The organism is Variovorax ureilyticus (genome assembly GCF_037889935.1).
Classification (GTDB): Bacteria; Pseudomonadota; Gammaproteobacteria; order Burkholderiales; family Burkholderiaceae_C; genus Variovorax; species Variovorax ureilyticus.
The window spans coordinates 150,061-173,025 of record NZ_JBBKZU010000001.1; the positions used below are offsets into that span (position 1 = coordinate 150,061).

Here is a 22,965-nt window from a genome sequence, read left to right on the forward strand (position 1 = left end):
TGCCCCCCGAGGGGGTGCGAGCTTGCTTTGGGCGGCCCGGCGCTGCGCTCATGCGGCGGGCTCGTCGGACTTGAGGTACGGCGAGATGTACAGGCCTTGCGCGACCAGGAACACGATCGGGAAGACGTACCCCCACAACTTGAAATTGACCCACGCCTCAGTGCTGAAATACGCCGCCACATAGCCATTGAGCACGGCCATGAACAAGCAGTACGCGACCCACGCCACGTTGAGCCGGCCCCAGATGTGCGTCGGCAGGTCGAGCTGGGTGCCCAGCAGCATCTTCAGGAAGTTCTTCTTGAAGCCCCATAGCGCCACCGCGAGCGCCAGGGCCATCGCGCCGTACAGCACCGTCGGCTTCCACTTGATGAAGCGGTCGTCGTGCAGCGCCAGCGTCAGCGAGCCGAAGAGCAGGATCAGCACCAGCGTGGCCTTCTGCATCGGCAGCAGCTTGCGCTCGCGCAGCCAGATGATGCTCATCTGGATGACGGTGCCGGCCATCAGCACGCCGGTGGCGGTGTAGATGTCGTAAAGCTTGAACGCCCCGAAGAAGAGCAGGATGGGGAAGAAGTCGAGGATCAGTTTCATGATGGGGCGTTCGGTCTTTCGCGGCGGCTCAGCGCTTCTGGAAGTCCAGCGCGGCCGAATTCATGCAGTAGCGCAGGCCCGTCTCGGTCGGCCCGTCGGGAAACACGTGGCCAAGGTGCGCGCCGCAATTGGCGCACACATTTTCGGTGCGAACCATGCCATGCGAGCGGTCGACGATGTTGCGGATTGCGCCGGGCACCGCCTCCTGCGAGAAGCTGGGCCAGCCGCAGCCTGCGTCGAACTTGGTCGCCGATTCGAACAGCTTGGCCCCGCAGCAGATGCAGTGGTAGGTGCCGTCTTCCCAGTGCGCTTCGTATTTGCCGGTGAAAGGGCGCTCGGTGGCCGCATGGCGCGTGACCTCGAAGGCGCCGCGCTCGGCACCTTTGTCGGCAAGGATGGCTTTCCATTCGGCGTCGGTCTTCTGGATGGGTGCGGTCATGATGAACAGCTGATTTCGATCGTTGAAGCCCAGTCGGGCGGGAAGCCGGCGAAGTCCTCGTGGCCGGCGTGTTCTTCAAATGGGGATTCGAGCAGCGCCAGCAAGGTGGCGACGCCCGAATGGTCCTTGCGCTGGGAGGCTTCGATGGCCTGCTGGCCCAGATGGTTCCGCAGCACGAACTTGGGATTGCTGGCGAGCATCAGGTCGGCCGCCTTCGCCGGGGAAATGTCGGCGTGGCGCTCGGTGAACGACCGGAACCACGCGTCGAAGCCGTCGCGGTCGATGAACAGGTCGCGGACCGTGTCCGGATTGTCGCCGGCCACGACCCGGGAGAGCCGGCGCCAGAAGATCGGGTAGTCGACCTTTTCCTGCGCCAGCAGTTTCAGCAACTGCTCGATCAGCGGGCGATCGGCGTCGGACCGGTCCGGCAGCCCGAGCTTCGCGCGCATGCGCGCTTCATATTCGTCCGGGAAGATGGTCTTGTACGACTCGAGCGCGGCGACCGCGATCTCCTGGTCGCCGACGAGCGGCAGCAGCGCTTGTGCGAGACAGAAGAGATTCCAGTACGCCACGTTGGGCTGCTGGTTGTAGGCATAACGTCCGGACGTGTCGCTGTGGTTGCAGATGTGTCGCGGATCGAAGCCGTCGAGGAACTGGAACGGCCCATAGTCGATGGTGAGCCCGAGGATGCTCATGTTGTCGGTGTTCATCACCCCATGGCAGAAGCCGACAGCCTGCCATTGCGCAAGCAGCGCCGCGGTACGTTCGCTCACCGCTTCGAGCAGCGCGGCGTAGGCGTTGCCGTTGAAGCGGTCGGTGGTGCGACAGGCCGGGTAGTAGCGGTCGATCACGTAGTCGGCCAGGGCGCGCAGTTCCTCGTCGCGCTCGCGGGCGGCGAAGTGCTCGAAATGGCCGAAGCGGATGAAGGTCGGCGCAACCCGGGTCACGACGGCGGAGGTTTCGATTTCCTCGCGGCGCACGGGGGCATCGGAGCCGGTCACGCACAGGGCGCGCGTCGTCGGAATGCCGAGCGCATTCATTGCCTCGCTGCAGAGGAATTCGCGAATGCTGGAGCGCAGGACCGCGCGGCCATCGCCCATGCGGGAGTAGGGCGTGAGCCCGCTGCCCTTGAGCTGGACCTCGAGCCCGCCCTCGGTTTCCCCAAGGAGAATCGCGCGGCCGTCGCCGAGCTGGCCGGCCCACACACCGAATTGGTGCCCGCTATAGACCGTGGCGAGCGTCCGCGTGCCGGCCACGCGCGCATTGCCCGTGAAAGCCGCCAGGGCGTCGTCAGATTCGAACCGGTCGGCATCCAGCCCGAGTTCCATCGCCATGGAGAGGTTCCGGCCCACCCAGTAGGGCTCGGGCAGCGGCGTCGGCCGGAGTTCGGTGAAGAACGCGGGGCCCAGCGACGAGAAGCCAGGAACCCAGCGCAAGCCGAGATCCACGACTTCGGTTTCTTCTGCAAGCGTGCTCATGGGCGGATTGTCCCGCACACGACGTGTGCCGGCTTCGACTGCGGGTTTACTGCGGGTTTCTGTCATTGTGTGACGCGCCCTGCTGGGTGAACCTTTGCCCGCAAGGCGCTGGTGACATCGCGTTGCCGCCGAATCGACAAAGCCCGTTCAAGAAGGAGCCAATAGATGCTGGGTTTGATGCAGGACCAACCGTTGCTGATCTCGTCGCTGATCGAGTTCGCCGAGCGCCACCACGGCGACGCCGAGATCGTCTCGCGCAGGGTGGAAGGCGATATCCACCGCACCACATGGCGGCAGGTCGCCGCACGGTCGCGACAGGTGGCCAATGCGCTCGAGGACGAACAACTGCTGTTCAGCGATCGCGTCGCGACGCTGGCGTGGAACGGCTACCGCCACCTGGAGCTGTATTACGGCGTCAGCGGTTCCGGCCGCGTGCTGCACACCATCAACCCGCGCCTGCATCCGGACCAGATCGCGTGGATCGCCAACCATGCCGAAGACCAGATCCTCTGCTTCGACATGACCTTCCTGCCGCTGGTGCAGGCGGTGCACGCAAAATGCACCACGGTGAAGAAATGGATCGCGCTGTGCGACGCCGACAAGCTGCCGGCCGACACCGGAATCCCCAATCTGGTGAGTTACGAGGCCTGGATGGGCCAGCGCTCCACCGACTACGCCTGGCCGAGCTTCGACGAGAACTCGGCGTCCAGCATGTGCTACACGAGCGGCACGACCGGCAACCCGAAGGCGGCGCTGTACAGCCATCGCTCGACCTTGCTGCACGCCTATGCGGCGGCCTTGCCCGACGTGATGACGCTGTCCGCGCGCGATTCCGTGCTGCCGGTGGTGCCGATGTTCCACGTCAATGCCTGGGGCATTCCGTACTCGGCCGCGCTGGTCGGCGCCAAGGTGGTGTTCCCGGGCCCGGCGCTCGATGGCAAGTCGGTCTATGAACTGATCGAAGCCGAGAAGGTGAGCTTCGCCGCCGGCGTGCCGACGGTGTGGCAGATGCTGCTCGGCCACCTGCAGGCCAACGGGCTGCGCTTCTCGACGCTCAAGCGCACGGTGATCGGCGGCTCGGCCTGCCCGCCGGCCATGATCAATGCCTTCCAGCAGCAGTACGGCGTCGAAGTGCTGCATGCGTGGGGCATGACCGAGATGTCGCCGCTCGGCACCCTGTGCACGCTGAAGAACAAGCACCTCGCACTGCCGCAGGAAGAGCAGACCGCGATCCGCATGAAGCAGGGCCGGGCGATCTTCGGCGTGGACATGAAGATCATCGACGGCGACGGCCGGGACCTGCCATGGGACGGCAAGGCCTACGGCGATCTGCTGGTCAAGGGCCCCTGGGTGGTCAAGGAATACTTCAAGGGCGAGGGCGGCAATCCGCTCGTCGACGACGAGAACGGACGCGGCTGGTTCCCGACCGGCGACGTCGCGACCATCGACGCGGACGGCTTCCTGCAGATCACCGACCGCAGCAAGGACGTGATCAAGTCCGGCGGCGAATGGATCAGCTCGATCGACGTCGAGAACATCGCTGTGGCCCATCCAGCAATCGCGATGGCGGCATGCATCGGCGTGAAGCATCCGAAGTGGGACGAACGGCCGATCGTGGTGGTGGTGAAGAAGCCCGGCGGCGAGGTCACGCGCGACGAACTGCTCGCCTTCTACGAGGGCAAGACGGCCAAATGGCAGATCCCGGACGACGTGGTCTTCGTCGACGCGATCCCCCTCGGCGCGACGGGCAAGATCCTCAAGGCCCGGCTGCGCGAGCAGCTGCGCGACTACAAGCTTCCGGGCGTCTGAGGCCGGATTTCTACCGCCGGGTAGCACCAACAGGAGGCCCGCTGTCGCCTGGGTGATAGAAACCGGCCCGGCGGCGATTTCCTTACGGGCATTCCCTGACGGGCGAGGTTCCAAACACTTGTAATCTCGTCCCGCATTTCGACAGCTGACCAGGAGACACGCAATGAAGTTCGCTCTGAAATTCGCCACCGCTGCCGTGCTTGCGGCATGCGCCACCGGTGCTCTCGCGCAGAAGGGAGAGACCGTGAAAGTCGCCTGGCTCGACCCGCTCTCTGGGCTGATGGCTGCGGTTGGCACCAACCAGTTGAAGACCTATCAGTTCCTCACGGAGGAGTTCAACAAGAAGAACGCCGCCGGCGTCAAGTTCGAGATCATCGGCATCGACAACAAGCTGAGCCCGCAGGAAACCACCAGCGCGCTGCGCTCGGCCATGGACCAGGGCGCGCGCTACGTGCTGCAGGGCAATGGCTCGGGCGCGGCGCTGGCGATCATCGACGCGCTGGAGAAGAACAACGCGCGCAATCCGGGCAAGGAAGTCCTCTACGTCAACTACGCGGCAGTCGATCCCGACCTGACCAACAGCAAGTGCAGCTACTGGCACTTCCGGCTCGATGCCGACACCTCCATGAAGATGGAAGCATTGACCACCTTCATGAAGGACCAGCCGGACATCAAGAAGGTCTACATCATCGGCCAGAACTATTCGCACGGCGTGCAGGTGGCCAAGTACGCGAAGGAAAATCTCGCCCGCAAGCGCCCCGACATCCAGATCGTCGGCGAAGACCTCCACCCGCTGGCTCAGGTGCGCGACTTCGCGCCGTACATCGCCAAGATCAAGGCATCGGGCGCGGACTCCGTCATCACGGGCAACTGGGGCTCCGACCTCGCGCTCCTGATCAAGGCGGCCAACGACGCAGGCCTCAACAACGTCAAGTTCTTCGTCTACTACGGCAGCGTGAGCGGCACGCCGACGGCCATGGGCGCCGCCTCGGCCGGCAAGGTGTACCAGGTCGCCTACGGCCACACCAACATGGGCGGCGAGATCCAGCGCCTGGGCACCGAGTTCACCAAGAGGTTCAAGGAAGACCTCTACACGCAGTCGGCCTACACTGCCCTGACGATGCTGAGCGAAGCCTTCGCCAAGGCCAAGTCGACCGATCCGGTCAAGGTCGCGCCGGTGCTCGAAGGCATGCGCTTCAAGAGCTTCAACGGCGACGTCGAGATGCGCAAGACCGACCACCAGCTCCAGCAGGGCCTCTACATCACCAAATGGGACAAGGCGGGCGGCAAGTACCCGGTCGACGAGGAAGGCACGGGCTACACCTTCGTTCCGGTGAAGTACTTCGAGCCCTACGTCGCCAGCACGCCGACGACGTGCGAGATGAAGCGTCCGAGCTCCTGATACCTCGCGAGGCATGACCGGTCGAGGCCCGACTTCAACACTCGGGCCTCTTTCTTTTTCAAACGTGACCTAACGAATCGATGACCGTCGAATTCTTCGTCATCTCGCTGCTCAACGGCGTGAGCTACGGCTTGCTGTTGTTCATGCTGAGCTCTGGCCTGACGCTGATCTTCAGCATGATGGGCGTGCTCAATTTCGCGCACACCAGCTTCTACATGCTCGGGGCCTACCTGGCCTACACCATCTCCGGCGTCGTCGGTTTCTGGCCGGCGCTGTTCATCGCGCCGCTGCTGGTCGGCGCCATGGGTGCCGCTTTCGAGCGCTACAGCCTGCGCCGCGTGCACAAGTACGGCCATGTGCCCGAACTGCTGGTGACCTTCGGCCTGTCGTTCCTCATCCTCGAAGTGGTGCAACTCGTCTGGGGACGCTCCACCGTGCCCTACGGCCTTCCGACGCAACTGCAGGGGCCGCTCTTCACGCTCTTCGGCACGCAGTTCCCGAAGTCGCGCTCCTTCATCATGCTGGTCGCGCTGCTGATGCTGCTGTCGGTGTGGCTGCTGCTCACGCGCACGCGCATCGGCCTCGTGATCCAGGCGGCGCTCAAGCATCCGGAAATGGTAGAGGCACTCGGCCACAACGTGCCGCGCGTCTTCATGCTGGTGTTCGGCGGCGGCGCCGCGCTGGCAGGGCTCGCGGGCGTGGTCGGCGGCAATACCTATGTGACCGAGCCTGCGATGGCGGCATCGGTCGGTTCGATCATCTTCGTGGTGGTCGTCGTGGGCGGGCTCGGGTCGCTGGCGGGAGCGTTCCTGGCGTCACTGCTGATCGGCATCGTGCAGACCTTCGCGGTCGCGCTGGACCATTCCATGGCAACCGGCCTCAGGGCCATGGGCGTCGCGGTGACCGAAAGCACCTTCGGCTATCCGCTGCTGAACCTCACGATCTCACAGGTCGCGCCGATTCTTCCTTACCTGTTCCTCGTCCTGATCCTGATCTTCAGGCCCAAGGGTCTGCTCGGCACCCGGGAAGACTGATCCATGAGCACCATGACGACTTCTCCCGCCTACTACCGTTTCAAGCCCTGGAACCTCGGACGCATCATCATCTGGTCGCTGTTCGCGATCGTGCTGATCGTCGCGCCGATGATCTTCAAGAGCAGCTTGGCGCTCACGATGCTCTCGCAGATGGGCTATCTCATCATCATCTGCCTGAGCTACAACATCCTGCTCGGGCAGGGCGGCATGCTCAGCTTCGGGCATGCGGTCTACGTGGGTCTCGGCTCGTTCATCGCCATCCATGCGATGAACCTCGCGGGCAAGGGCGGCTGGCCGATCCCGCTGGTGCTGATCCCCATCGTGGGCGGTCTGGCGGGGAGTTTCTTCGCGATCCTCTTCGGCTACGTCACCACCAAGAAGTCGGGCACCACCTTCGCGATGATCACGCTGGGCATCGGCGAGCTCGTGGCATCGATGGCGCTGATGTTCCCCGGCTTCTTCGGCGGCGAGGGCGGCGTGACCACCGACCGCGTCTACGGCAAGCCCTTCTTCGGCATCACCTTCGGTCCGCAGAACCAGGTGTATTACCTGATCGCGGTGTACTGCTTCATCTGCACCGGGCTGATGTACGCCTTCACCGGCACGCCGCTCGGGCGCATCCTGAACGCGGTGCGCGACAACCCGGAGCGCGTGGAGTTCATCGGCTACAACACCCAGCGGGTGCGCTACTTCGCCTTCATCATCGCGGGCTTCTTCGCGGGCATCGGCGGCGGTCTCGCGGCGATCAATTTCGAGATCGTCAACGCGGCGGACAGCCTCAATGCCTTCCGTTCGGGCAGTTATCTGCTTTTCACCTTCCTCGGCGGTGCGGTCTTCTTCTTCGGGCCGATCATCGGCGCGGTGCTGCTGGTGTTCGCCGCGGTGCTGCTGTCGGAGCTCACGAAGGCCTGGCAGCTCTACTTCGGGCTGGTGTTCGTCTTCATGGTGATGTTCGCGCCGGGCGGCATCGCGAGTCTCATCATGATGAACCTGCGCGTTGCGAAGTTCGGCAAGCTCAATCGCTTCTGGGGCCTTTACGGCGCTCTGGTGCTGACCGCGATCCCCGTGGTGATCGGTGCCGCCGCGATCATCGAGATGATTTATCACATCCAGCTTAACTCTGCGTTGGGCCCGACGCTCGACTTCATGCGCGTGACGCTCGACACCTCGTCGTTCATGAGCTGGTTCGGCGCGGCGCTGATCCTGCTGGTCGGACTCGGCCTGCTGGAAGCGGTGCGCCGTCGCTTCGTGCGGCTCTGGGGACATGCGCAGGAGGAGATCGAAGCCGAGATCAAGCGGAGGGAGATGGCATGAGCAACGTTCAGAACAAGACCCACGCCATCGAGCTCAAAGGCTTGCGCAAGAGCTTCGGAAAGACGGAAATCATCCGCGGCGTGGACCTCGCCGTCGAGGCTGGCGATCGCGTCGCGATCATCGGGCCGAACGGCGCGGGCAAGTCCACGCTGTTCAACCTGATCAGCGGCCGGCTCGCGCCTACGAGCGGTGAAGTGCTGCTCAACGGCAAGCGCATCGACGGCATGCGGCCGTTCGAGATCAACCGGCTGGGCCTGTCGCGCAGCTTCCAGATCACGAACATCTTTCCGAAGCTCAGCGTGTTCGAGAACCTGCGCTGCGGCGTGCTGTGGAGCCTCGGCTACCGCTATACCTTCCTGCGCTTTCTCTCGAACCTCGACGATGCCAACGAGCGCACCGAGGAGCTCATCCACCAGGTCGGCCTCGGCAAGAAGCGCGATGTGCTCGCGGTCAACCTCACCTACGCGGAGCAGCGTGCGCTGGAGATCGGCGTGACCATCGCAGGCGGCGCCGACGTGATCCTGCTTGACGAACCCACCGCCGGCATGAGCAAGACCGAGACGCAGCATTTCATCTCGCTGATCAAGCAGGTCACCGTCGGCAAGACGCTGCTTACGGTGGAGCACGACATGGGCGTGGTGTTCGGCCTCGCCGACAAGATCGCCGTGGTGGTCTACGGCGAAGTCATCGCCTTCGACACGCCGGCCGCGGTGCGCGCCAATCCGCGCGTGCAGGAAGCCTATCTCGGTTCGGCGGTCGCCGATGCTCAGGGCGCTGGACACTGATATGTTGAAGCTTCACGACATCCACGCCTATTACGGCAAGAGCCATGTGTTGCATGGTGTTTCGTTCGACGTGCGCCCCGGCGAGATCGTCGCACTGCTGGGCCGCAATGGCTCCGGCCGCTCGACCACCGCGAAGGCCATCATGGGCCTCGTGCATGCGGAGGGGAAGCTGCACTGGAAGGAGCAGGACATCCTTCGCCGCAAGGCCTACGAGATCGCGCACCTGGGCATCGGCTACGTGCCGGAGAACCGCGACATCTTTCCGAAGCTGACGGTGCACCAGAACCTGCTGCTCGGCCAGAAGGGCTCGGGCAAAGGCAGCCGCTGGTCCTTCGACGACATGTACGGGATGTTCCCGCGCCTGAAGGAACGGCAGCACACCGAGGCGGGCGTGCTGTCGGGCGGCGAGCAGCAGATGCTGACGCTGTGCCGCACGCTGATGGGCGACCCGGACCTGATCATCATCGACGAGCCCACCGAAGGACTCGCGCCGAAGATCGTCGAGTTGGTGGGCCAGTACCTGCGCACGCTCAAGGACAAGGGCATCTCGGTGCTGCTGATCGAGCAGAAGCTGACCATTGCCATGCAGATCTCCGACCGCGCGCTCGTCATGGGCCACGGCAGCATCGTGTTCGACGGCACGCCCGATTCATTGCGCGCCGATGCCGCCATCCGCAAGGAATGGCTGGAGGTCTAGGGACGACGAACGTTGTCTCGGTAGCGACTGAATGCCATTGCGGCGACTTCCGAAACGCCTAGAATTTCACAAAAAAGAACACTCGTGCTTTTTGAGCGTGAGCCCCGTTTTTTTCGATCCTCTCCCAATCCAAAGGAACCCAGCATGACGGCTGAATACAAAGTGCTCGGCGACGTCGCCGTGATCACCATGACCAACCCCCCGGTCAATGGCCTCGGTTTCTCGACGCGCATCGGCATCACTGACGGTCTCTCCAAGGCCATCGACGATCCGGCGGTCAAGGCGATCGTCATCACCGGCGCCGGCAAGGCGTTTTCGGGCGGCGCGGACATCAAGGAATTCGGCACGCCCAAGGCGCTGCAGGAGCCCAATCTGCTGAGCGTGATCCTCGCGCTCGAAGGCTCGACCAAGCCGATCGTGGCTGCGATCCATTCGATCTGCATGGGCGGCGGCCTCGAACTCGCGCTCGGCTGTCACTACCGTGTGGTCGCGCCCGGCACCAATGTCGCGCTGCCTGAAGTCAAGCTGGGCCTGATCCCCGGCGCGGGCGGCACGCAGCGCCTGCCGCGCGTACTCGGCGTCGAGACTGCGCTCAACATGATCGTGAGCGGCGAGCCGGTCAAGAGCGAACTGCTCGCTTCGCTGCCGGGCCAGAAGCTGTTCGACAAGCTCGCAGCATCGGCCGAGTCGCTGTTCGACGAAGCGCTCGAATTCGCGAAGTCGGTCGCCGGCAAGACCGGCGAAGCGCTGCCCCTGGTGCGCAGCCTGCCGTGCAAGCACCCGCAGGGCGACGCCTACTTCCAGTTCGCGCGCAACATGGTCGGCGGCATGTCGAAGAACTACCCGGCGCCGCTCAAGTGCGTCGATGCGGTACAGGCCGCCACGAAGATGAAGTTCGACGACGGCATGGCCGAAGAGCGCCGCATCTTCACCGCGCTGATGTTCACCCCCGAATCGATCGCGCTGCGCCACCTGTTCATGGCCGAGCGTGCGGCTTCGCACATCCCCGACGTGCCCGGTGACACGCCCCAGCGCCCCGTCAAGTCGGTCGGCGTGATCGGCGCCGGCACCATGGGCGGCGGTATCTCGATGAACTTCCTGAACGCCGGCATCCCGGTCACCATTCTGGAGATGAAGCAGGAAGCGCTGGACCGCGGCATCGCCACGATCAAGAAGAACTACGAGGCGCAGGTCAAGAAAGGCAAGCTCAAGCAGGACAAGTACGAACAGCGCATGGCGCTGCTCAAGACCACGCTGTCCTATGACGACCTGAAGGACGCGGACCTCGTGATCGAAGCCGTGTTCGAGGAACTCGGCGTCAAGGAAAAGGTGTTCACCGAGCTCGACCGCGTGGCCAAGCCCGGCGCGATCCTCGCTTCCAACACCTCCACGCTCGACGTCGACAAGATCGCCGCCTTCACCAAGCGTCCGCAGGACGTGGTCGGCATGCACTTCTTCAGCCCGGCCAACGTGATGAAGCTGCTCGAGGTGGTGCGCGGCAAGCAGACCGCCAAGGACGTGCTCGCCACCGTGATGGACATCGCCAAGAAGATCAAGAAGACGGCCGTGGTCTCGGGCGTGTGCGACGGCTTCATCGGCAACCGCATGATCGAGCAGTACTCGCGCCAGGCCGGCTTCCTGCTCGACGAAGGTGCGACGCCGCAGCAGGTGGACAAGGCGATCGAGAAGTTCGGCTTCGCGATGGGCCCGTTTCGCATGGGCGACCTCGCGGGCAACGACATCGGCTGGGCGATCCGCAAGCGCCGCGCCACCGAGATCGCCGACATGAAGTACAGCCGCACGGCCGACAAGCTCTGCGAGTTGGGCCGCTTCGGCCAGAAGACCGGGGCAGGGTGGTACGACTATCAAGCCGGCAAGCGCGATGCGATCCCGTCGGGACTCGTGAACAAGATGATCGAGGACCACCGAAAGGAACTCGGCATCACGCCGCGCAAGATCTCCGACGAGGAGATCGTGCAGCGCCTGGTGTATTCGCTCGTCAACGAAGGCGCGCACATCCTCGAAGACGGCATCGCCTCGAAGTCCGGCGACATCGACATGGTGTACCTGACGGGCTACGGCTTCCCGATCTGGCGCGGCGGCCCGATGCACTACGCCTCGCAGGTCGGCCTGTTCAACGTGGCCGAGTCGATGAAGCGCTTTGCGAAGAACCCGCACGACGATGCGAAGTTCTGGCAGCCTGCGGCGCTCATCCAGAAGCTGGTCGCCGAAGGCAAGTCATTCAGCTAATGAAGTCCACCCCCGTTGCTTGCTCACTGCGTGTAGCCGCCTCCGGGCGGCCGCCAGAGGCGGCCGGTAGAAAAGGATGGCTTCCATGCTGAAACGTCTGTTCCTCACGCTGGTGCTGGTGCTCGCGGCACTGGTGGCAGCGGTCGCTGTCAATACATGGCGCACGCCGTCGCGGCAGGTTGCCGTGGCGCCGGCGCCGCCGCTCGCCATCGATCTCCCGGCCGCTGCCAAGCGGCTCGCGGGCGGGATCCAGTTCCGCACCGTGTCGAGCCTCGAGGATCCTGCCGGCAACTCGGCGGAATTCGACAAGCTGCATGCGTACCTCGCCGAGCAGTTCCCGAAGCTCCATTCCACGCTCAAGAAGGAAGTGATCGGGCAGCATGCGCTGCTCTACACTTGGACCGGCTCCGATCCCAAGGCCACGCCGGTCGCGTTGATGGCGCACCAGGACATGGTGCCCATCGCGCCCGGCACCGAGAAAGCCTGGAAGGTCGACCCGTTCGGCGGCGTGATCGAGGACGGCTTCATCTGGGGCCGCGGCGCGCTCGACAACAAGGGCAACCTGTTCGCGCAGATGGAAGCGATCGAAGCGCTCATCGGCAGCGGCTTCAGGCCGACGCAGACGGTCTACCTCGTGATGGGCGACGACGAGGAGGTGAGCGGCCTGCGTGGCGCGCTGCCGATCGCCGAACTCCTCAAGTCGCGTGGCGTGCGGCTGGACTGGGTGCTCGACGAAGGCCTCTTGGTGCTCGACGGCGTGCTGCCGGGCCTGTCGAAGCCCTCGGCGCTGATCGGCTTGGCCGAGAAGGGCTACGCGACCTTCTTCCTGTCGCTGGACACCGCGCCGGGCCACTCGTCGATGCCGCCGGCGCACAGCGCGATCGGCCAGATGAGCGCGGCGCTCGCACGCCTCGAATCCAAGCCGATGCCGGGCGGCATCAAGGGCATCGCGGGCCAGATGTTCGGCACGCTGGCGCCGGAGATGAGCGGCCTCAACCGCGTGCTCCTGTCGAACCTGTGGCTCACCGGCCCGCTGGTCGAAAGCCAACTGGAGAAGAGTCCCAGCAGCAACGCGATGCTGCGTACGACCACGGCCCTCACCATCGTGCGCGCCGGCAACAAGGACAACGTGCTACCGGGCCGGGCCGAGGCGGCGGTGAACTTCCGCATCCTGCCGGGCGACACCATCGACAGCGTGGAGACGCATTTGAAGGCCGCGCTCGGCAACGATGCGATCCAGATCAAGCGCTATCCGGGCAATTCGGAGCCGTCGCCCGTTTCGCCGACCGATGGCGACGGCTATCGCGCCATCGAGCGCTCGGTCCGGCAGGCCTTTCCGGACGCCATCGTCGCGCCGGGCCTGATGGTCGCTGCCACCGATTCGCGCCACTTCAGCCTCGTGAGCGACCAGGTCTATCGCTTCTCGCCGTTCCGCGCGAAGGGCGAGGACCTCGCGCGCTTCCACGGCACCAACGAGCGTCTGGCCATCTCGAACTACGGCGAGGCGATCAACTTTTATCAGCAGCTGCTGCGCGACACCGCACAGCCCCAGTAACCGACATTCCTCTTCTTCAAAAGGACCACATCATGACCAGCGCCGTCATCGTTTCCACCGCCCGCACGCCGCTCGCGAAGAGCTGGAAGGGTTCCTTCAACATGACGCACGGCGCCACGCTCGGCGGCCACGCGGTGCAGCATGCGGTCCAGCGCGCCGGCATCGACCCGGCCGTAGTGGATGACGTGATCATGGGCTGCGCGACGCCAGAAGGCGCGACCGGCTCCAACATCGCGCGCCAGATCGCATTGCGCGCCGGCCTGCCGATCACGACCTCGGGCATGACCATCAACCGCTTCTGCTCGTCGGGCCTGCAGACCATCGCGACGGCTGCCCAGCGCATCATCGCGGGCGAGGGCGATGTCTACGTCGCAGGCGGCGTCGAAAGCATCTCCTGCGTGCAGAACGAGGCCAACAAGCACATGCTGGCCGATCCGTGGCTGGTCAAGCACAAGCCCGAGATCTACTGGAACATGCTGCAGACGGCCGAGCAGGTCGCCAAGCGCTACAACATCGGCCGCGATGCGATGGACGAGTACGGCGCCGCCAGCCAGCAGAGGGCCACCGCCGCGCTCGAAGCGGGCCTCTTCAAGGCCGAGATCGCACCGATCACCGTGCTGGCCGGCGTGGCCGATCCGGTGATGGGCCTGCGCACGAAGGAAGTCACCGTCGAGAACGACGAAGGCATCCGCGCCGGCACCACCAAGGAAGGCATCAGCGGCATCCGCTCGGCGCTGCCCGGCGGCCTGATCTCGGCGGGCAACGCCAGCCAGTTCTCGGACGGCGGCGGCGCCTGCGTGGTCGTCGACGAGAAGTACGCCGAGCAGAAGGGCCTGAAGCCGCTCGGCCGCTTCCTCGGCTTCGCGGTCGCGGGCTGCGAGCCTGACGAGATGGGCATCGGCCCGGTCTTCGCGGTGCCGAAGGTGCTCAAGCGCCTGGGCCTGAAGGTCAGCGACATCGACCTCTGGGAACTGAACGAAGCCTTCGCGGTGCAGGTGATCTACTGCCGCGACAAGCTCGGCATCCCGGGTGACCGCCTGAACGTCAACGGCGGCGCGATCGCGGTGGGCCACCCCTACGGCGTGAGCGGCCAGCGCCTGACCGGCCATGCGCTGATCGAAGGCAAGCGCCGCGGCGCGAAGAAAGTCGTGGTCACGATGTGCATCGGCGGCGGCATGGGCGCTGCCGGTGTCTTCGAAATCTTGTAGCTCGCCCCCAGGCTCGCGCACTTCGTGTCGCTCTCCACCCCCTACCGGGGGCAACCCCAGTGGCCCGGCAAGGCCGGTTCCACGGGGTTTCTGGCCTTTCCCCGGGCCGTTCATTGAGAATTGATCATGAGCCTTCGTCCCACCCTCGACTTTCTTCTGTACGACTGGCTCCATGCCGAGTCGCTCAACGAGCGCGAGCGCTTCGCCGACCATTCGCGCGAGACCTTCGACGCGGTGCTCGACACCTGCGAGCGCATCGCGCGCGAGAAGTACGCGCCGTTCAACCGCATCGTCGACACGCAGGAGCCGCATTTCGATGGCGAGAAGGTGATCCTTCCCCAGGCTACGCATGACGCCCACAAGGCGTTCGTCGAATCCGGAATGATGAGCGCGGCGCAGGACTACGACATCGGCGGGATGCAGCTGCCGTACACCGTGCAGGCGGCGGCCAACGCCTTCTTCGCGATGGCGTCGGTCAGCATCGGCTCGAACATGCTGACCAGCGGCAATGCCAACCTGTTGATGGTGCACGGCACCGAGATGCAGAAAGAGGTCTTCGCCAAGAATGAATTCTCGGGCCGTTGGGCGGGCACCATGTGCCTGTCGGAGCCACAGGCCGGCTCCAGTCTCAGCGATGTGGCGACCCGCGCGGTGCCGGACGGCCCGGATTTCCAGAACGATCCGCTCGGCCCGCGCTACCGCCTCACCGGCAACAAGATGTGGATCTCGTCCGGCGACCATGAGCTGACCGAGAACATCGTGCACATCGTGCTCGCCAAGATCCCGGACGAGAACGGCAAGCTGATTCCCGGCACGCGGGGGATTTCGCTCTTCATCGTGCCCAAGCGAATGGTCGACACGCGGGGCAACCTGACCGGCGAACGCAACGACGTCGCGCTCGCGGGCCTGAATCACAAGCTCGGCTGGCGCGGCACGACCAACACGCTGCTCAACTTCGGCGAAGGCAAGTACCCGGTGGGCGGCAAGGCCGGCGCGGTCGGCTACCTGGTCGGCCAGCCCGGCAAGGGCCTGCACTGCATGTTCCACATGATGAACGAGGCGCGCATCGGCGTGGGCACCGCGGCGGTGATGCTCGGCATGGCCGGCTATCACGCCTCGCTCGAGTACGCGAAGACGCGCCCACAAGGGCGTCCCGCCGGGCCCGCGGGCAAGGATTCCGCGAAGCCGCAGGTGCGGATCATCGAACACAGCGACGTGCGCCGCATGCTGCTGGCGCAGAAGGCGTACTGCGAAGGCGCGCTCGCGCTGGAGCTTTACTGCGCGCGGCTGGTCGACGAGCAGAAGACCGGCACGCCCGAGGCCGCCGACGACGCACGGCTGCTGCTGGAGGTGCTGACCCCGATCGCCAAGAGCTGGCCGAGCGAGTGGTGCCTCGAAGCCAACTCGCTGGCGATCCAGATCCATGGCGGCTACGGCTATACCCGCGATTTCCCGGTCGAGCAATACTGGCGCGACAACCGGCTGAACATGATCCACGAGGGCACCCACGGCATCCAGGCCGCGGACCTGCTGGGCCGCAAGGTGCTGATGGAAGACGGGCGCGGCCTCACGCTGCTGGGCGGGCGGATCGCGGATACCATCCGGCGCGCCGCTGCGCAGCCCGCGCTGGCCGGCCACGCCAAGTCGCTCGGCGCGGCGCTGCAACGCATCGCTTCCGCAACGAAGGCCGCATGGGCCACCGGCAATCCGCAGGAAGCGCTGGCCAATGCGGTGCCGTACATGCAGGCCTTCGGCCATGTGGTGCTGGCCTGGATCTGGCTCGATGTCGCCGAGCGCGCCCTGGAGGCCGATGCCGCGAAGTCGCAGCCGGCCACCGCGGGCCGCGTCGGCGCAACGGACTTTTTCTTCAACTACGAACTGCCCAAGATCGGCGCGTGGCTCAATGTCGTGGAGTCGCGTGACCCGACTTGTGCCGCACTGCCCGAGGAGGCTTTCTGATGACCGCTACCAAACCGCACGCCACACTGGAAAAATGGATCTGGATCCTGATCTACGGCGGGCTGCTGGCCCTGATCCTCGGCATCGCGACCGGGCGCCAGGAAGGCGCCGAGACGCTGGGCTGGGCGATGGCCGTGCCCGGTGCGGTGGCCGCCGCCGTGGGCGTCGTTCTGATCTACGTGCGCTCCCGTCTTTCGAACAAGTGACCCGAGGAACAGCCATGATCAAACACATCGTCATGTGGAAGCTCAAGAACCCGGGCGACGCGGCCAAGTTCAAGGCCCAGCTCGACAGTTGCAAGGGCCTGGTGCCCGGCATGCGCGAATTCGAAGCGGCGGTCCGCACCGAAGGCCTCGAGGCCAACGTGGATGTCGTGCTCGTCTCGGCCTTCGACGACAGGGCGGCATTGCAGGCCTACCTGGAGCACCCGGTGCACGTCGAGGTGTCGGGCGTCCTTGGCGGCCTGCGCGAATCGCGCACCGTGCTCGACTACGAAACATGAACCCACCCCCGTTGCTTGCTCACTTCGTGTAGCCGCTTCCCCCCTCGAGGGGGCGCACCCGGCGGCCCGGCAAAGCCGGTTCCGCGGGTGCCCTGGTCTTGGCCGGGGCGGCTCCAGGGTCGCGAGCTGAAATGTTGAACAACTGATTTGGAGACACCATGACTGTACGAAGCATCCAGCAACTTTTCGACCTGACCGGCAAGGTCGCGCTCGTCACGGGCGGTTCGCGCGGCCTCGGCCTGCAGATGGCCCATGCGCTCGGCGAGGCGGGCGCGAAGGTCATGCTGAGTTCGCGCAAGGCGGACGATCTCGAACAGGCCACGGCCGAGCTGCAGGCCGCCGGCATCGACGCGCGCTGGATCGCCGCCGACTGCTCGAAGGAAGAAGACACGCGCCGCCTCGCCGATGAAACCCTGGAGCGCCTGGGCGCGGTCGACATCCTGGTCAACAACGCCGGTGCGAGCTGGGGCGCGCCGGCCGAGAACCATCCGGTCGAGGCGTGGGACAAGGTCATGAACCTCAACGTGCGCGGCTACTTCATCCTGTCGCAGCAGATCGCGCGCAGCTACATGATCCCGAAGAAGAGCGGGCGCATCATCAACATCGCGTCGATCGCGGGCCTGAACGGCAACCCGCCGGAAATGCAGACCATCGCCTACAACACCTCGAAGAGCGCGGTCATCGGCTTCACGCACACGCTGGCGGCGGAGTGGGGCAAGTACGGCATCAACGTCAACGCGATCTGCCCGGGCTTCTTCATGACGAAGATGGCGGCGGGCCTGATCAAGTCGATCGGCGAGGAAAAGATGGCATCGCATGCGCCGCTGGGCCGCCTCGGCGACGACGAAGATCTGAAGGGCATCACGCTGCTCTATGCAAGTGATGCGGGCAAGCACATCACGGGCCAATGGCTGGCTGTTGACGGCGGCGTGAGTGTGGTTCTCGGCGCTTGAGATGACGGATACCAACGACACCATCAACCTGCGGTCCTACACGGATCAGATTCCCTTCGCGCGCCACCTGGGCTTCCAGATCACGAAGTTCGAGGGCGGTGAATCGGAGCTGCGCTATACGGCGAAGCCGGAGCACCTGAACACCTTCGACGTGACGCACGGCGGTGCGGTGATGACGATGCTCGACATCGCCATGGCCGCCGCGGCACGCAGCGAGACGCCGGAGATCGGCGTGGTCACGATCGAGATGAAGACCACCTTCATGGCGCCTTCGGTCGGCCCCCTCATCGCGCGCGGCAAGCTGCTGACGCGAACCGCGACGATGGGCTTCACCGAAGCGAAGATCTACGACGCGCAGGACCGCATCTGCGCGCACGCCACCGGCACCTTCAAGTACGTGAAGCGACGACTGCCGACCGGACCCGCGAGCGCCAACGACATGCGCCCGCCCTCCACAGACTGAATCCGATACGGAGACTTCCATGCCCATCAACAAGCAACAGATCCTCGACAACCGCCCCGAAGGCGAAGCCGTCGCCAGCAACTTCAAGCTCGTGACCAGCGAGACGCCCGCGCTCAAGGACAACCAGGTGCTGGTCCGCCATCACTACATGAGCCTCGACCCCTACATGCGCGGCCGCATGAACGAATCGAAGAGCTACGCGCAGCCGCAGCCGCTCGGGCAGGTGATGCAGGGCGGCACCGTCGGCGAGATCGTCGAAAGCAGGCATCCCAAGTTCGCGGTCGGCGACAAGGTCGTCGGCTTCGGCGGCTGGCAGGAATACAGCGTGGTCGATGCCTCGCAACCCGGCATGCTGCGCAAGGTGGACACCACGCATGTGCCGCTGTCGCACTACCTCGGCGCGGTCGGCATGCCGGGCGTCACCGCCTGGTACGGCCTCGTGAAAATCATCAACCCCAAGGCCGGCGAGACGCTGGTCGTCACCGCTGCGAGCGGCGCGGTCGGCAGTGCCTTCGGCGCGCTCGCGAAGGCGCGCGGCTGCCGCGTGGTGGGCATCGCCGGCGGTGCCGACAAATGCAAGTACGTGACCGACGAACTCGGCTTCGACGCCTGCATCGACTACCGCCAGCATCCCGACGTCAAGAGCATGAGCGCGGCGCTCAAGGAAGCCTGCCCGAACGGCATCGACGGCTACTTCGAGAACGTCGGCGGCTACATCTTCGACGCCGTGCTGCTGCGCGCCAACGCCTTCGCACGCGTCGCGTTGTGCGGAATGATCGCGGGCTACGACGGCCAGCCGCTGCCGCTCGCGAACCCGTCGCTGTTCCTCATCAACCGCATCAAGCTCGAAGGCTTCATCGTCAGCGAGCACATGGAAGTCTGGCCCGAAGCGCTGGCGGAACTCGGCGGCCTGGTGGCCAGCGGCAAGCTGCGACCGCGCGAATCGGTGGCGCAGGGCATCGAGGCCGCGCCCGAAGCATTCCTCGGCCTGCTGAAGGGCCGGAACTTCGGCAAGCAGCTCGTCAAGCTGATCTGACAACCTCACGGAGACCGGCCATGGATGCGACTCATGAAGTCTTCAACCAGCCGGCTCCGCTGACCGGCTACAACCTCTTCGAGAGCAACCGGCCGCTGCGCGATGCGCTGAAGTTCAACGCGCCGCAGCTGCACACGGCCGCCCTCGGCCATCTGGGCGCGGCGCTCGGCTCGGCCGAGATGCAGGCGCATGCGCGGCTCGCGAACATCCACGCGCCGGTGCTGCACACGCACGACCGCTTCGGGCGCCGCATCGACGAGGTGGAGTTCCATCCGAGCTACCACGCGCTGATGTCGACGGCCGTCGGCGCCGGCCTGCACGGTGCGGCATGGGCGGCGTCCGGCCCTTCGGCGCATGTCCATCGCGCCGCCGGCTTCATGCTGTTCACCGAGCTGGAGCCGTCCATCCTGTGCCCGATCTCGATGACCTACGCGGTCGCTCCCGCATTGCGCGGCAACGCGGCCGTCCATGCGGACTGGGGGCCGAAGCTGTCCAGCCTCTGGTACGACCCGAGCCTCCAGCCCTGGTCCGACAAGCCGGGTGTGACGATGGGCATGGGAATGACCGAGAAGCAGGGCGGCTCGGACGTTCGCGCCAACACCACGCGGGCCGTCCGCGTCGGCAGCGATGCTTGGGGCGAGCGCTACGAGATCACCGGCCACAAGTGGTTCTTCTCCGCGCCGATGTGCGATGCGTTCCTGATCCTCGCGCAGGCGCCCGCGGGACTGTCGTGCTTCTTCCTGCCGCGCGTGCTCGATGACGGCAGCCGCAACGCGATCCAGATCCAGCGGCTGAAGGACAAACTCGGCAACAAGGCCAATGCCAGCTCCGAGGTCGAGTTCCGCGGCGCGAGCGCATGGCTCGTCGGCGAGGAGGGCCGCGGCGTCCCGCAAATCCTCGAAATGGGCACGATGACGCGGCTCGACTGCGCGCTCGGCACCAGCGGGCTGATGCGGCAGGCGCTGAGCCTGGCGCTCAACCACACCGCGCAGCGCAGCGCTTTCGGCAAGCCGCTGATCGAGCAGCCGCTGATGAAGAACGTACTGGCCGATCTGGCGCTCGAAAGCGAAGCCGCCACGGCGCTTGCGATCCGGCTCGCGCGCGCGTTCGACCACCAGGACGACGAGCACGAGCGCCTGATGGCCCGCCTGCTCACGCCAGTCGCCAAGTTCTGGATCTGCAAGCGCGGCAGCCTCTTCGCGCAGGAGGCGATGGAATGCCTCGGCGGCAACGGCTACGTGGAAGAGGGCGGTGAAGGCGTGATGGCGCGCATCTATCGCGAGATGCCGCTCAACTCCATCTGGGAGGGCGCGGGGAACATCATGGCGCTCGATCTGCTGCGCGGCTTGCGCAAGGGTGATGCGGTCGCGGCGATCGCGCACGAGCTTGCGCCCGCGCGCGGCACCGATGCGGCGCTCGATCGTCTCGCCGATGCCTTGCCCGCGCGCATCGAGGCGATGGCGACCGAGATCGAAGCACGCCGCCTGGCCCAGGACGTGGCACTCGCGGTCCAGGCGGCCTTGCTCGCGCAGACCGCGCCGGGCGACGTCACGAGCGCATTCTGTGCATCTCGCCTGGGTGGTGACTGGGGCCATGTTTTCGGCACACTGGGCTCATCGGTCGATTTCGATGCGATCATTTCGCGCGCGCAGCCGCACTGAACCCACGCAACGCGAAGGACTTCCATGGCAGAACTGATCCTCCACCATTACGCGACCTCGCCTTTCAGCGAGAAGGTCCGGCTGATCATGGGCTACAAGAAGCTCACGTGGAAGTCGGTGATCGTTCCGTCGATCATGCCCAAGCCCGACTACGTGGCGCTCACCGGCGGCTACCGCCGGGTGCCGGTGCTGCAGATCGGCGCCGACATCTACTGCGACACCGCGCTGATCTGCGACGTGCTCGAACATCTCACGCCGCTGCCGTCGCTCTATCCCGAGCCGGGCAAGGGCCTGTCGAGGGTGGTCGCCCAGTGGGCCGACAGCAGCCTCTTCTGGGCCGCGATGGCTCACAACCTCAGCGGCAAGGGGGCGGCGGATGTCTTCGCCAAAGCGCCGCCCGAGGCCGCCAAGGCCTTCGGCGAGGATCGCAAGGCGATGAGCAGCAACATGGTGCGCCTGCGGCCGGGCGACGCCACATCGGCCTACAAGTCGTACCTGCGGCGACTGTCGGACATGCTCGACGACACCGACTACCTGCTCGGCGGCTACCCGACGGTGGCGGACTTCGCCTGCTACCACCCGCTGTGGTTCACGCGCAAGCGCACGCCGTCGATGGCCGACATCCTGCAGCTCACGCCCGCGGTGGTGGATTGGCTCGACCGCATGGCGGGCATCGGCCACGGCACGATGGAGACCTTCGACGAGGCCCAGGCCTTCGAGGTCGCCCGCGCCTCGCTGCCGCACACCCTGCTGTCGGACAGCACCTTCCAGGACGACCACGGGATTCCGCTCGGTTCACACGTCACGGTCACTGCCGAAACCTTCGGCCCGGAGCCGACGGACGGCGAACTCATCGCCGCCACGCGCACGCACTACACGCTGCGGCGCACCGGCGAGCGCTTCGGCACGGTGCACGTGCACTTCCCGCGCGTGGGCTATGTGCTGCGCAAGGTCGAGAGCTGAACGGGTTCAGCGGCGCGCAGTGATGATGTGCGCCTGGATCTTGCCGTCGATCGGCCCGGTGCCGAACCGCCGCGCCAAGGCTTCCTCGCAGACCGCGGTGGCCTCGGTCAGACTGCCCGAGCGGCCTTCGATCTCGTTGCGCATCGGCGTGCCCTCGCAATAGGCCAGGGCCGCGATGTGCGCCGATTCGGCGCGGCTGCGTGCGGCGATGGTTTCGAAGCCCGGCGATGCAGCGAATCCCGCGTTGGCAAGATCGCGCTCGATCACCTCGCGTTCGTAGTAGCCGTGCGGCACCCGTTCCATGAAGCGCGGGGGATCGGAGGGGAACAGCGTGGCCAGCGCCTGCGTCGCGACGTCGGCGAATTCGTTGTCCTCGATCCGGTCCCAGACGGCGAAGACGAAGGTGCCGCCCGGTCGGAGCACGCGACGCGCTTCAGCGTACGCCGCGGACCGGTCCGGAAAGAACATCGCGCCGAATTGGCAGACCACCGCGTCGAAGCTTGCATCCTCGAAGGGCAGTTTCATCGCGTCGGCCTGCTGCCAGTGCACCGGCCGTTGGGTGCCCGTGGCGGCGGCGCGATCGAGCATCGGCTGATTCAGGTCGGTGGCGATCAGTTCGACACTGGCCGGGAGCATGCGCGCCATCGCGCGCGTCACGACGCCCGTGCCTGCCGCAGTTTCCAGCACGCGCGACGGCGCCAGGGCGGCGACCCGCGGCGCGGTTTCGGCGGCATACGCCTCGAAGATCAGCGGGACGAGGTACTCGTCGTAGAGGGCTGGGATCGAGCCGGAAAACTTGATGTCCGAAGCGGGAATCGCCATTGCGTGCCTCCTGGGTAGCTTCCACGTGCCATCCTAGCCCAGGAATA

The 22,965-nt window shown here is 65.5% G+C and carries 21 protein-coding genes; 17 read left to right on the forward strand and 4 right to left on the reverse strand.

All coding sequences use genetic code 11. The features are described 5' to 3' along the window. Positions 1–48 precede the first annotated feature (48 nt). The 3 genes from WKW77_RS00745 to WKW77_RS00755 are packed head-to-tail and all read right to left on the reverse strand — an operon-like array spanning position 49 to position 2,505. Positions 49–588, reverse strand: a complete 540-nt coding sequence (locus WKW77_RS00745; RefSeq protein WP_340354914.1) for a septation protein A — start codon at positions 586–588, stop codon at positions 49–51. Between the two features lie 28 nt (positions 589–616). Then, entirely contained in the window at positions 617–1,027 is a 411-nt protein-coding gene (gene msrB / locus WKW77_RS00750; RefSeq protein ID WP_340354915.1) for a peptide-methionine (R)-S-oxide reductase MsrB, read from the reverse strand. Beyond that, positions 1,024–2,505 carry a protein adenylyltransferase SelO gene (locus WKW77_RS00755; protein WP_340354916.1) on the reverse strand — a complete coding sequence of 494 codons (1,482 nt, stop codon included), beginning with the start codon at positions 2,503–2,505 and terminating at the stop codon, positions 1,024–1,026. The genes msrB and WKW77_RS00755 overlap by 4 nt, the downstream gene beginning before the upstream one ends. A gap of 165 nt (positions 2,506–2,670) precedes the next feature. Here WKW77_RS00755 and WKW77_RS00760 point away from each other — a divergent pair, with 165 nt between their 5' ends. The 17 genes from WKW77_RS00760 (at position 2,671) to WKW77_RS00840 (ending at position 22,096) form a co-directional block, all read left to right on the forward strand. Next, positions 2,671–4,314 carry a 3-(methylthio)propionyl-CoA ligase gene (locus WKW77_RS00760; protein WP_340354917.1) on the forward strand — a complete coding sequence of 548 codons (1,644 nt, stop codon included), beginning with the start codon at positions 2,671–2,673 and terminating at the stop codon, positions 4,312–4,314. Positions 4,315–4,477: 163 nt separating this feature from the next. Further along, positions 4,478–5,716, forward strand: a complete 1,239-nt coding sequence (locus tag WKW77_RS00765; protein WP_340354918.1) for a branched-chain amino acid ABC transporter substrate-binding protein — start codon at positions 4,478–4,480, stop codon at positions 5,714–5,716. Between the two features lie 80 nt (positions 5,717–5,796). Beyond that, positions 5,797–6,750, forward strand: coding sequence for a branched-chain amino acid ABC transporter permease (locus WKW77_RS00770; RefSeq protein WP_340354919.1), 954 nt, complete (start codon positions 5,797–5,799; stop codon positions 6,748–6,750). A 3-nt stretch (positions 6,751–6,753) separates the two neighbouring features. Next, positions 6,754–8,064, forward strand: a complete 1,311-nt coding sequence (locus WKW77_RS00775; RefSeq protein WP_340354920.1) for a branched-chain amino acid ABC transporter permease — start codon at positions 6,754–6,756, stop codon at positions 8,062–8,064. Beyond that, positions 8,061–8,849 (forward strand): ABC transporter ATP-binding protein, encoded by a 789-nt coding sequence (locus WKW77_RS00780; protein ID WP_340354921.1) that lies wholly within the window; start codon positions 8,061–8,063, stop codon positions 8,847–8,849. Before WKW77_RS00775 ends, WKW77_RS00780 begins: the two co-directional genes overlap by 4 nt. A 1-nt stretch (position 8,850) precedes the next feature. Continuing rightward, positions 8,851–9,546: an ABC transporter ATP-binding protein gene (locus WKW77_RS00785; protein WP_340354922.1), complete on the forward strand. Its 696-nt coding sequence runs from the start codon at positions 8,851–8,853 to the stop codon at positions 9,544–9,546. Positions 9,547–9,690: 144 nt separating this feature from the next. Further along, a complete protein-coding gene (locus WKW77_RS00790; protein ID WP_340354923.1) occupies positions 9,691–11,796 on the forward strand; it encodes a 3-hydroxyacyl-CoA dehydrogenase NAD-binding domain-containing protein in 2,106 nt (701 codons plus the stop codon). An 85-nt stretch (positions 11,797–11,881) separates the two neighbouring features. Then, positions 11,882–13,351 (forward strand): M20 family peptidase, encoded by a 1,470-nt coding sequence (locus WKW77_RS00795; protein WP_340354924.1) that lies wholly within the window; start codon positions 11,882–11,884, stop codon positions 13,349–13,351. Between the two features lie 32 nt (positions 13,352–13,383). Beyond that, positions 13,384–14,559, forward strand: a complete 1,176-nt coding sequence (locus tag WKW77_RS00800) for an acetyl-CoA C-acyltransferase (protein WP_340354925.1) — start codon at positions 13,384–13,386, stop codon at positions 14,557–14,559. A gap of 126 nt (positions 14,560–14,685) precedes the next feature. Further along, a complete protein-coding gene (locus tag WKW77_RS00805; RefSeq protein WP_340354926.1) occupies positions 14,686–16,518 on the forward strand; it encodes an acyl-CoA dehydrogenase in 1,833 nt (610 codons plus the stop codon). Then, positions 16,518–16,724: a hypothetical protein gene (locus WKW77_RS00810; protein ID WP_340354927.1), complete on the forward strand. Its 207-nt coding sequence runs from the start codon at positions 16,518–16,520 to the stop codon at positions 16,722–16,724. The genes WKW77_RS00805 and WKW77_RS00810 overlap by 1 nt, the downstream gene beginning before the upstream one ends. A 14-nt stretch (positions 16,725–16,738) precedes the next feature. Then, positions 16,739–17,020: a Dabb family protein gene (locus WKW77_RS00815; protein WP_340354928.1), complete on the forward strand. Its 282-nt coding sequence runs from the start codon at positions 16,739–16,741 to the stop codon at positions 17,018–17,020. 158 nt (positions 17,021–17,178) lie between these two features. Beyond that, a complete protein-coding gene (locus WKW77_RS00820) occupies positions 17,179–17,973 on the forward strand; it encodes an SDR family oxidoreductase (protein ID WP_340354929.1) in 795 nt (264 codons plus the stop codon). A 1-nt stretch (position 17,974) separates the two neighbouring features. Next, positions 17,975–18,436 carry a PaaI family thioesterase gene (locus WKW77_RS00825; protein WP_340354930.1) on the forward strand — a complete coding sequence of 154 codons (462 nt, stop codon included), beginning with the start codon at positions 17,975–17,977 and terminating at the stop codon, positions 18,434–18,436. A gap of 19 nt (positions 18,437–18,455) precedes the next feature. Beyond that, positions 18,456–19,472 (forward strand): NADP-dependent oxidoreductase, encoded by a 1,017-nt coding sequence (locus tag WKW77_RS00830; RefSeq protein ID WP_340354931.1) that lies wholly within the window; start codon positions 18,456–18,458, stop codon positions 19,470–19,472. Between the two features lie 20 nt (positions 19,473–19,492). Beyond that, positions 19,493–21,133: an isovaleryl-CoA dehydrogenase gene (locus tag WKW77_RS00835; protein ID WP_340354932.1), complete on the forward strand. Its 1,641-nt coding sequence runs from the start codon at positions 19,493–19,495 to the stop codon at positions 21,131–21,133. A gap of 24 nt (positions 21,134–21,157) precedes the next feature. After that, the gene (locus tag WKW77_RS00840; RefSeq protein WP_340354933.1) at positions 21,158–22,096 is read left to right on the forward strand and encodes a glutathione S-transferase family protein; all 939 of its coding nucleotides are present in this window, start codon (positions 21,158–21,160) and stop codon (positions 22,094–22,096) included. Positions 22,097–22,102: 6 nt separating this feature from the next. On the opposite strand, the gene WKW77_RS00845 is transcribed toward WKW77_RS00840, so the two are convergent. Then, positions 22,103–22,918 carry a class I SAM-dependent methyltransferase gene (locus WKW77_RS00845; protein ID WP_340354934.1) on the reverse strand — a complete coding sequence of 272 codons (816 nt, stop codon included), beginning with the start codon at positions 22,916–22,918 and terminating at the stop codon, positions 22,103–22,105. Positions 22,919–22,965: the final 47 nt, after the last annotated feature.

What these genes read in the sequence shown, in the direction of transcription:
- WKW77_RS00760 (WP_340354917.1), top strand. Translation starts at nt 2,671, where the DNA reads ATGCTGGGTTTGATGCAGGACCAACCGTTGCTGATCTCGTCGCTGATC.
- WKW77_RS00800 (WP_340354925.1), top strand. Translation starts at nt 13,384, where the DNA reads ATGACCAGCGCCGTCATCGTTTCCACCGCCCGCACGCCGCTCGCGAAG.
- WKW77_RS00780 (WP_340354921.1), top strand. Translation starts at nt 8,061, where the DNA reads ATGAGCAACGTTCAGAACAAGACCCACGCCATCGAGCTCAAAGGCTTG.
- WKW77_RS00810 (WP_340354927.1), top strand. Translation starts at nt 16,518, where the DNA reads ATGACCGCTACCAAACCGCACGCCACACTGGAAAAATGGATCTGGATC.
- WKW77_RS00755 (WP_340354916.1), bottom strand. Translation starts at nt 2,505, where the DNA reads ATGAGCACGCTTGCAGAAGAAACCGAAGTCGTGGATCTCGGCTTGCGC.
- WKW77_RS00795 (WP_340354924.1), top strand. Translation starts at nt 11,882, where the DNA reads ATGCTGAAACGTCTGTTCCTCACGCTGGTGCTGGTGCTCGCGGCACTG.
- WKW77_RS00830 (WP_340354931.1), top strand. Translation starts at nt 18,456, where the DNA reads ATGCCCATCAACAAGCAACAGATCCTCGACAACCGCCCCGAAGGCGAA.
- WKW77_RS00775 (WP_340354920.1), top strand. Translation starts at nt 6,754, where the DNA reads ATGAGCACCATGACGACTTCTCCCGCCTACTACCGTTTCAAGCCCTGG.
- WKW77_RS00765 (WP_340354918.1), top strand. Translation starts at nt 4,478, where the DNA reads ATGAAGTTCGCTCTGAAATTCGCCACCGCTGCCGTGCTTGCGGCATGC.
- WKW77_RS00785 (WP_340354922.1), top strand. Translation starts at nt 8,851, where the DNA reads ATGTTGAAGCTTCACGACATCCACGCCTATTACGGCAAGAGCCATGTG.
- msrB (WP_340354915.1), bottom strand. Translation starts at nt 1,027, where the DNA reads ATGACCGCACCCATCCAGAAGACCGACGCCGAATGGAAAGCCATCCTT.
- WKW77_RS00770 (WP_340354919.1), top strand. Translation starts at nt 5,797, where the DNA reads ATGACCGTCGAATTCTTCGTCATCTCGCTGCTCAACGGCGTGAGCTAC.
- WKW77_RS00815 (WP_340354928.1), top strand. Translation starts at nt 16,739, where the DNA reads ATGATCAAACACATCGTCATGTGGAAGCTCAAGAACCCGGGCGACGCG.
- WKW77_RS00805 (WP_340354926.1), top strand. Translation starts at nt 14,686, where the DNA reads ATGAGCCTTCGTCCCACCCTCGACTTTCTTCTGTACGACTGGCTCCAT.
- WKW77_RS00820 (WP_340354929.1), top strand. Translation starts at nt 17,179, where the DNA reads ATGACTGTACGAAGCATCCAGCAACTTTTCGACCTGACCGGCAAGGTC.
- WKW77_RS00745 (WP_340354914.1), bottom strand. Translation starts at nt 588, where the DNA reads ATGAAACTGATCCTCGACTTCTTCCCCATCCTGCTCTTCTTCGGGGCG.
- WKW77_RS00845 (WP_340354934.1), bottom strand. Translation starts at nt 22,918, where the DNA reads ATGGCGATTCCCGCTTCGGACATCAAGTTTTCCGGCTCGATCCCAGCC.
- WKW77_RS00790 (WP_340354923.1), top strand. Translation starts at nt 9,691, where the DNA reads ATGACGGCTGAATACAAAGTGCTCGGCGACGTCGCCGTGATCACCATG.
- WKW77_RS00835 (WP_340354932.1), top strand. Translation starts at nt 19,493, where the DNA reads ATGGATGCGACTCATGAAGTCTTCAACCAGCCGGCTCCGCTGACCGGC.
- WKW77_RS00840 (WP_340354933.1), top strand. Translation starts at nt 21,158, where the DNA reads ATGGCAGAACTGATCCTCCACCATTACGCGACCTCGCCTTTCAGCGAG.
- WKW77_RS00825 (WP_340354930.1), top strand. Translation starts at nt 17,975, where the DNA reads ATGACGGATACCAACGACACCATCAACCTGCGGTCCTACACGGATCAG.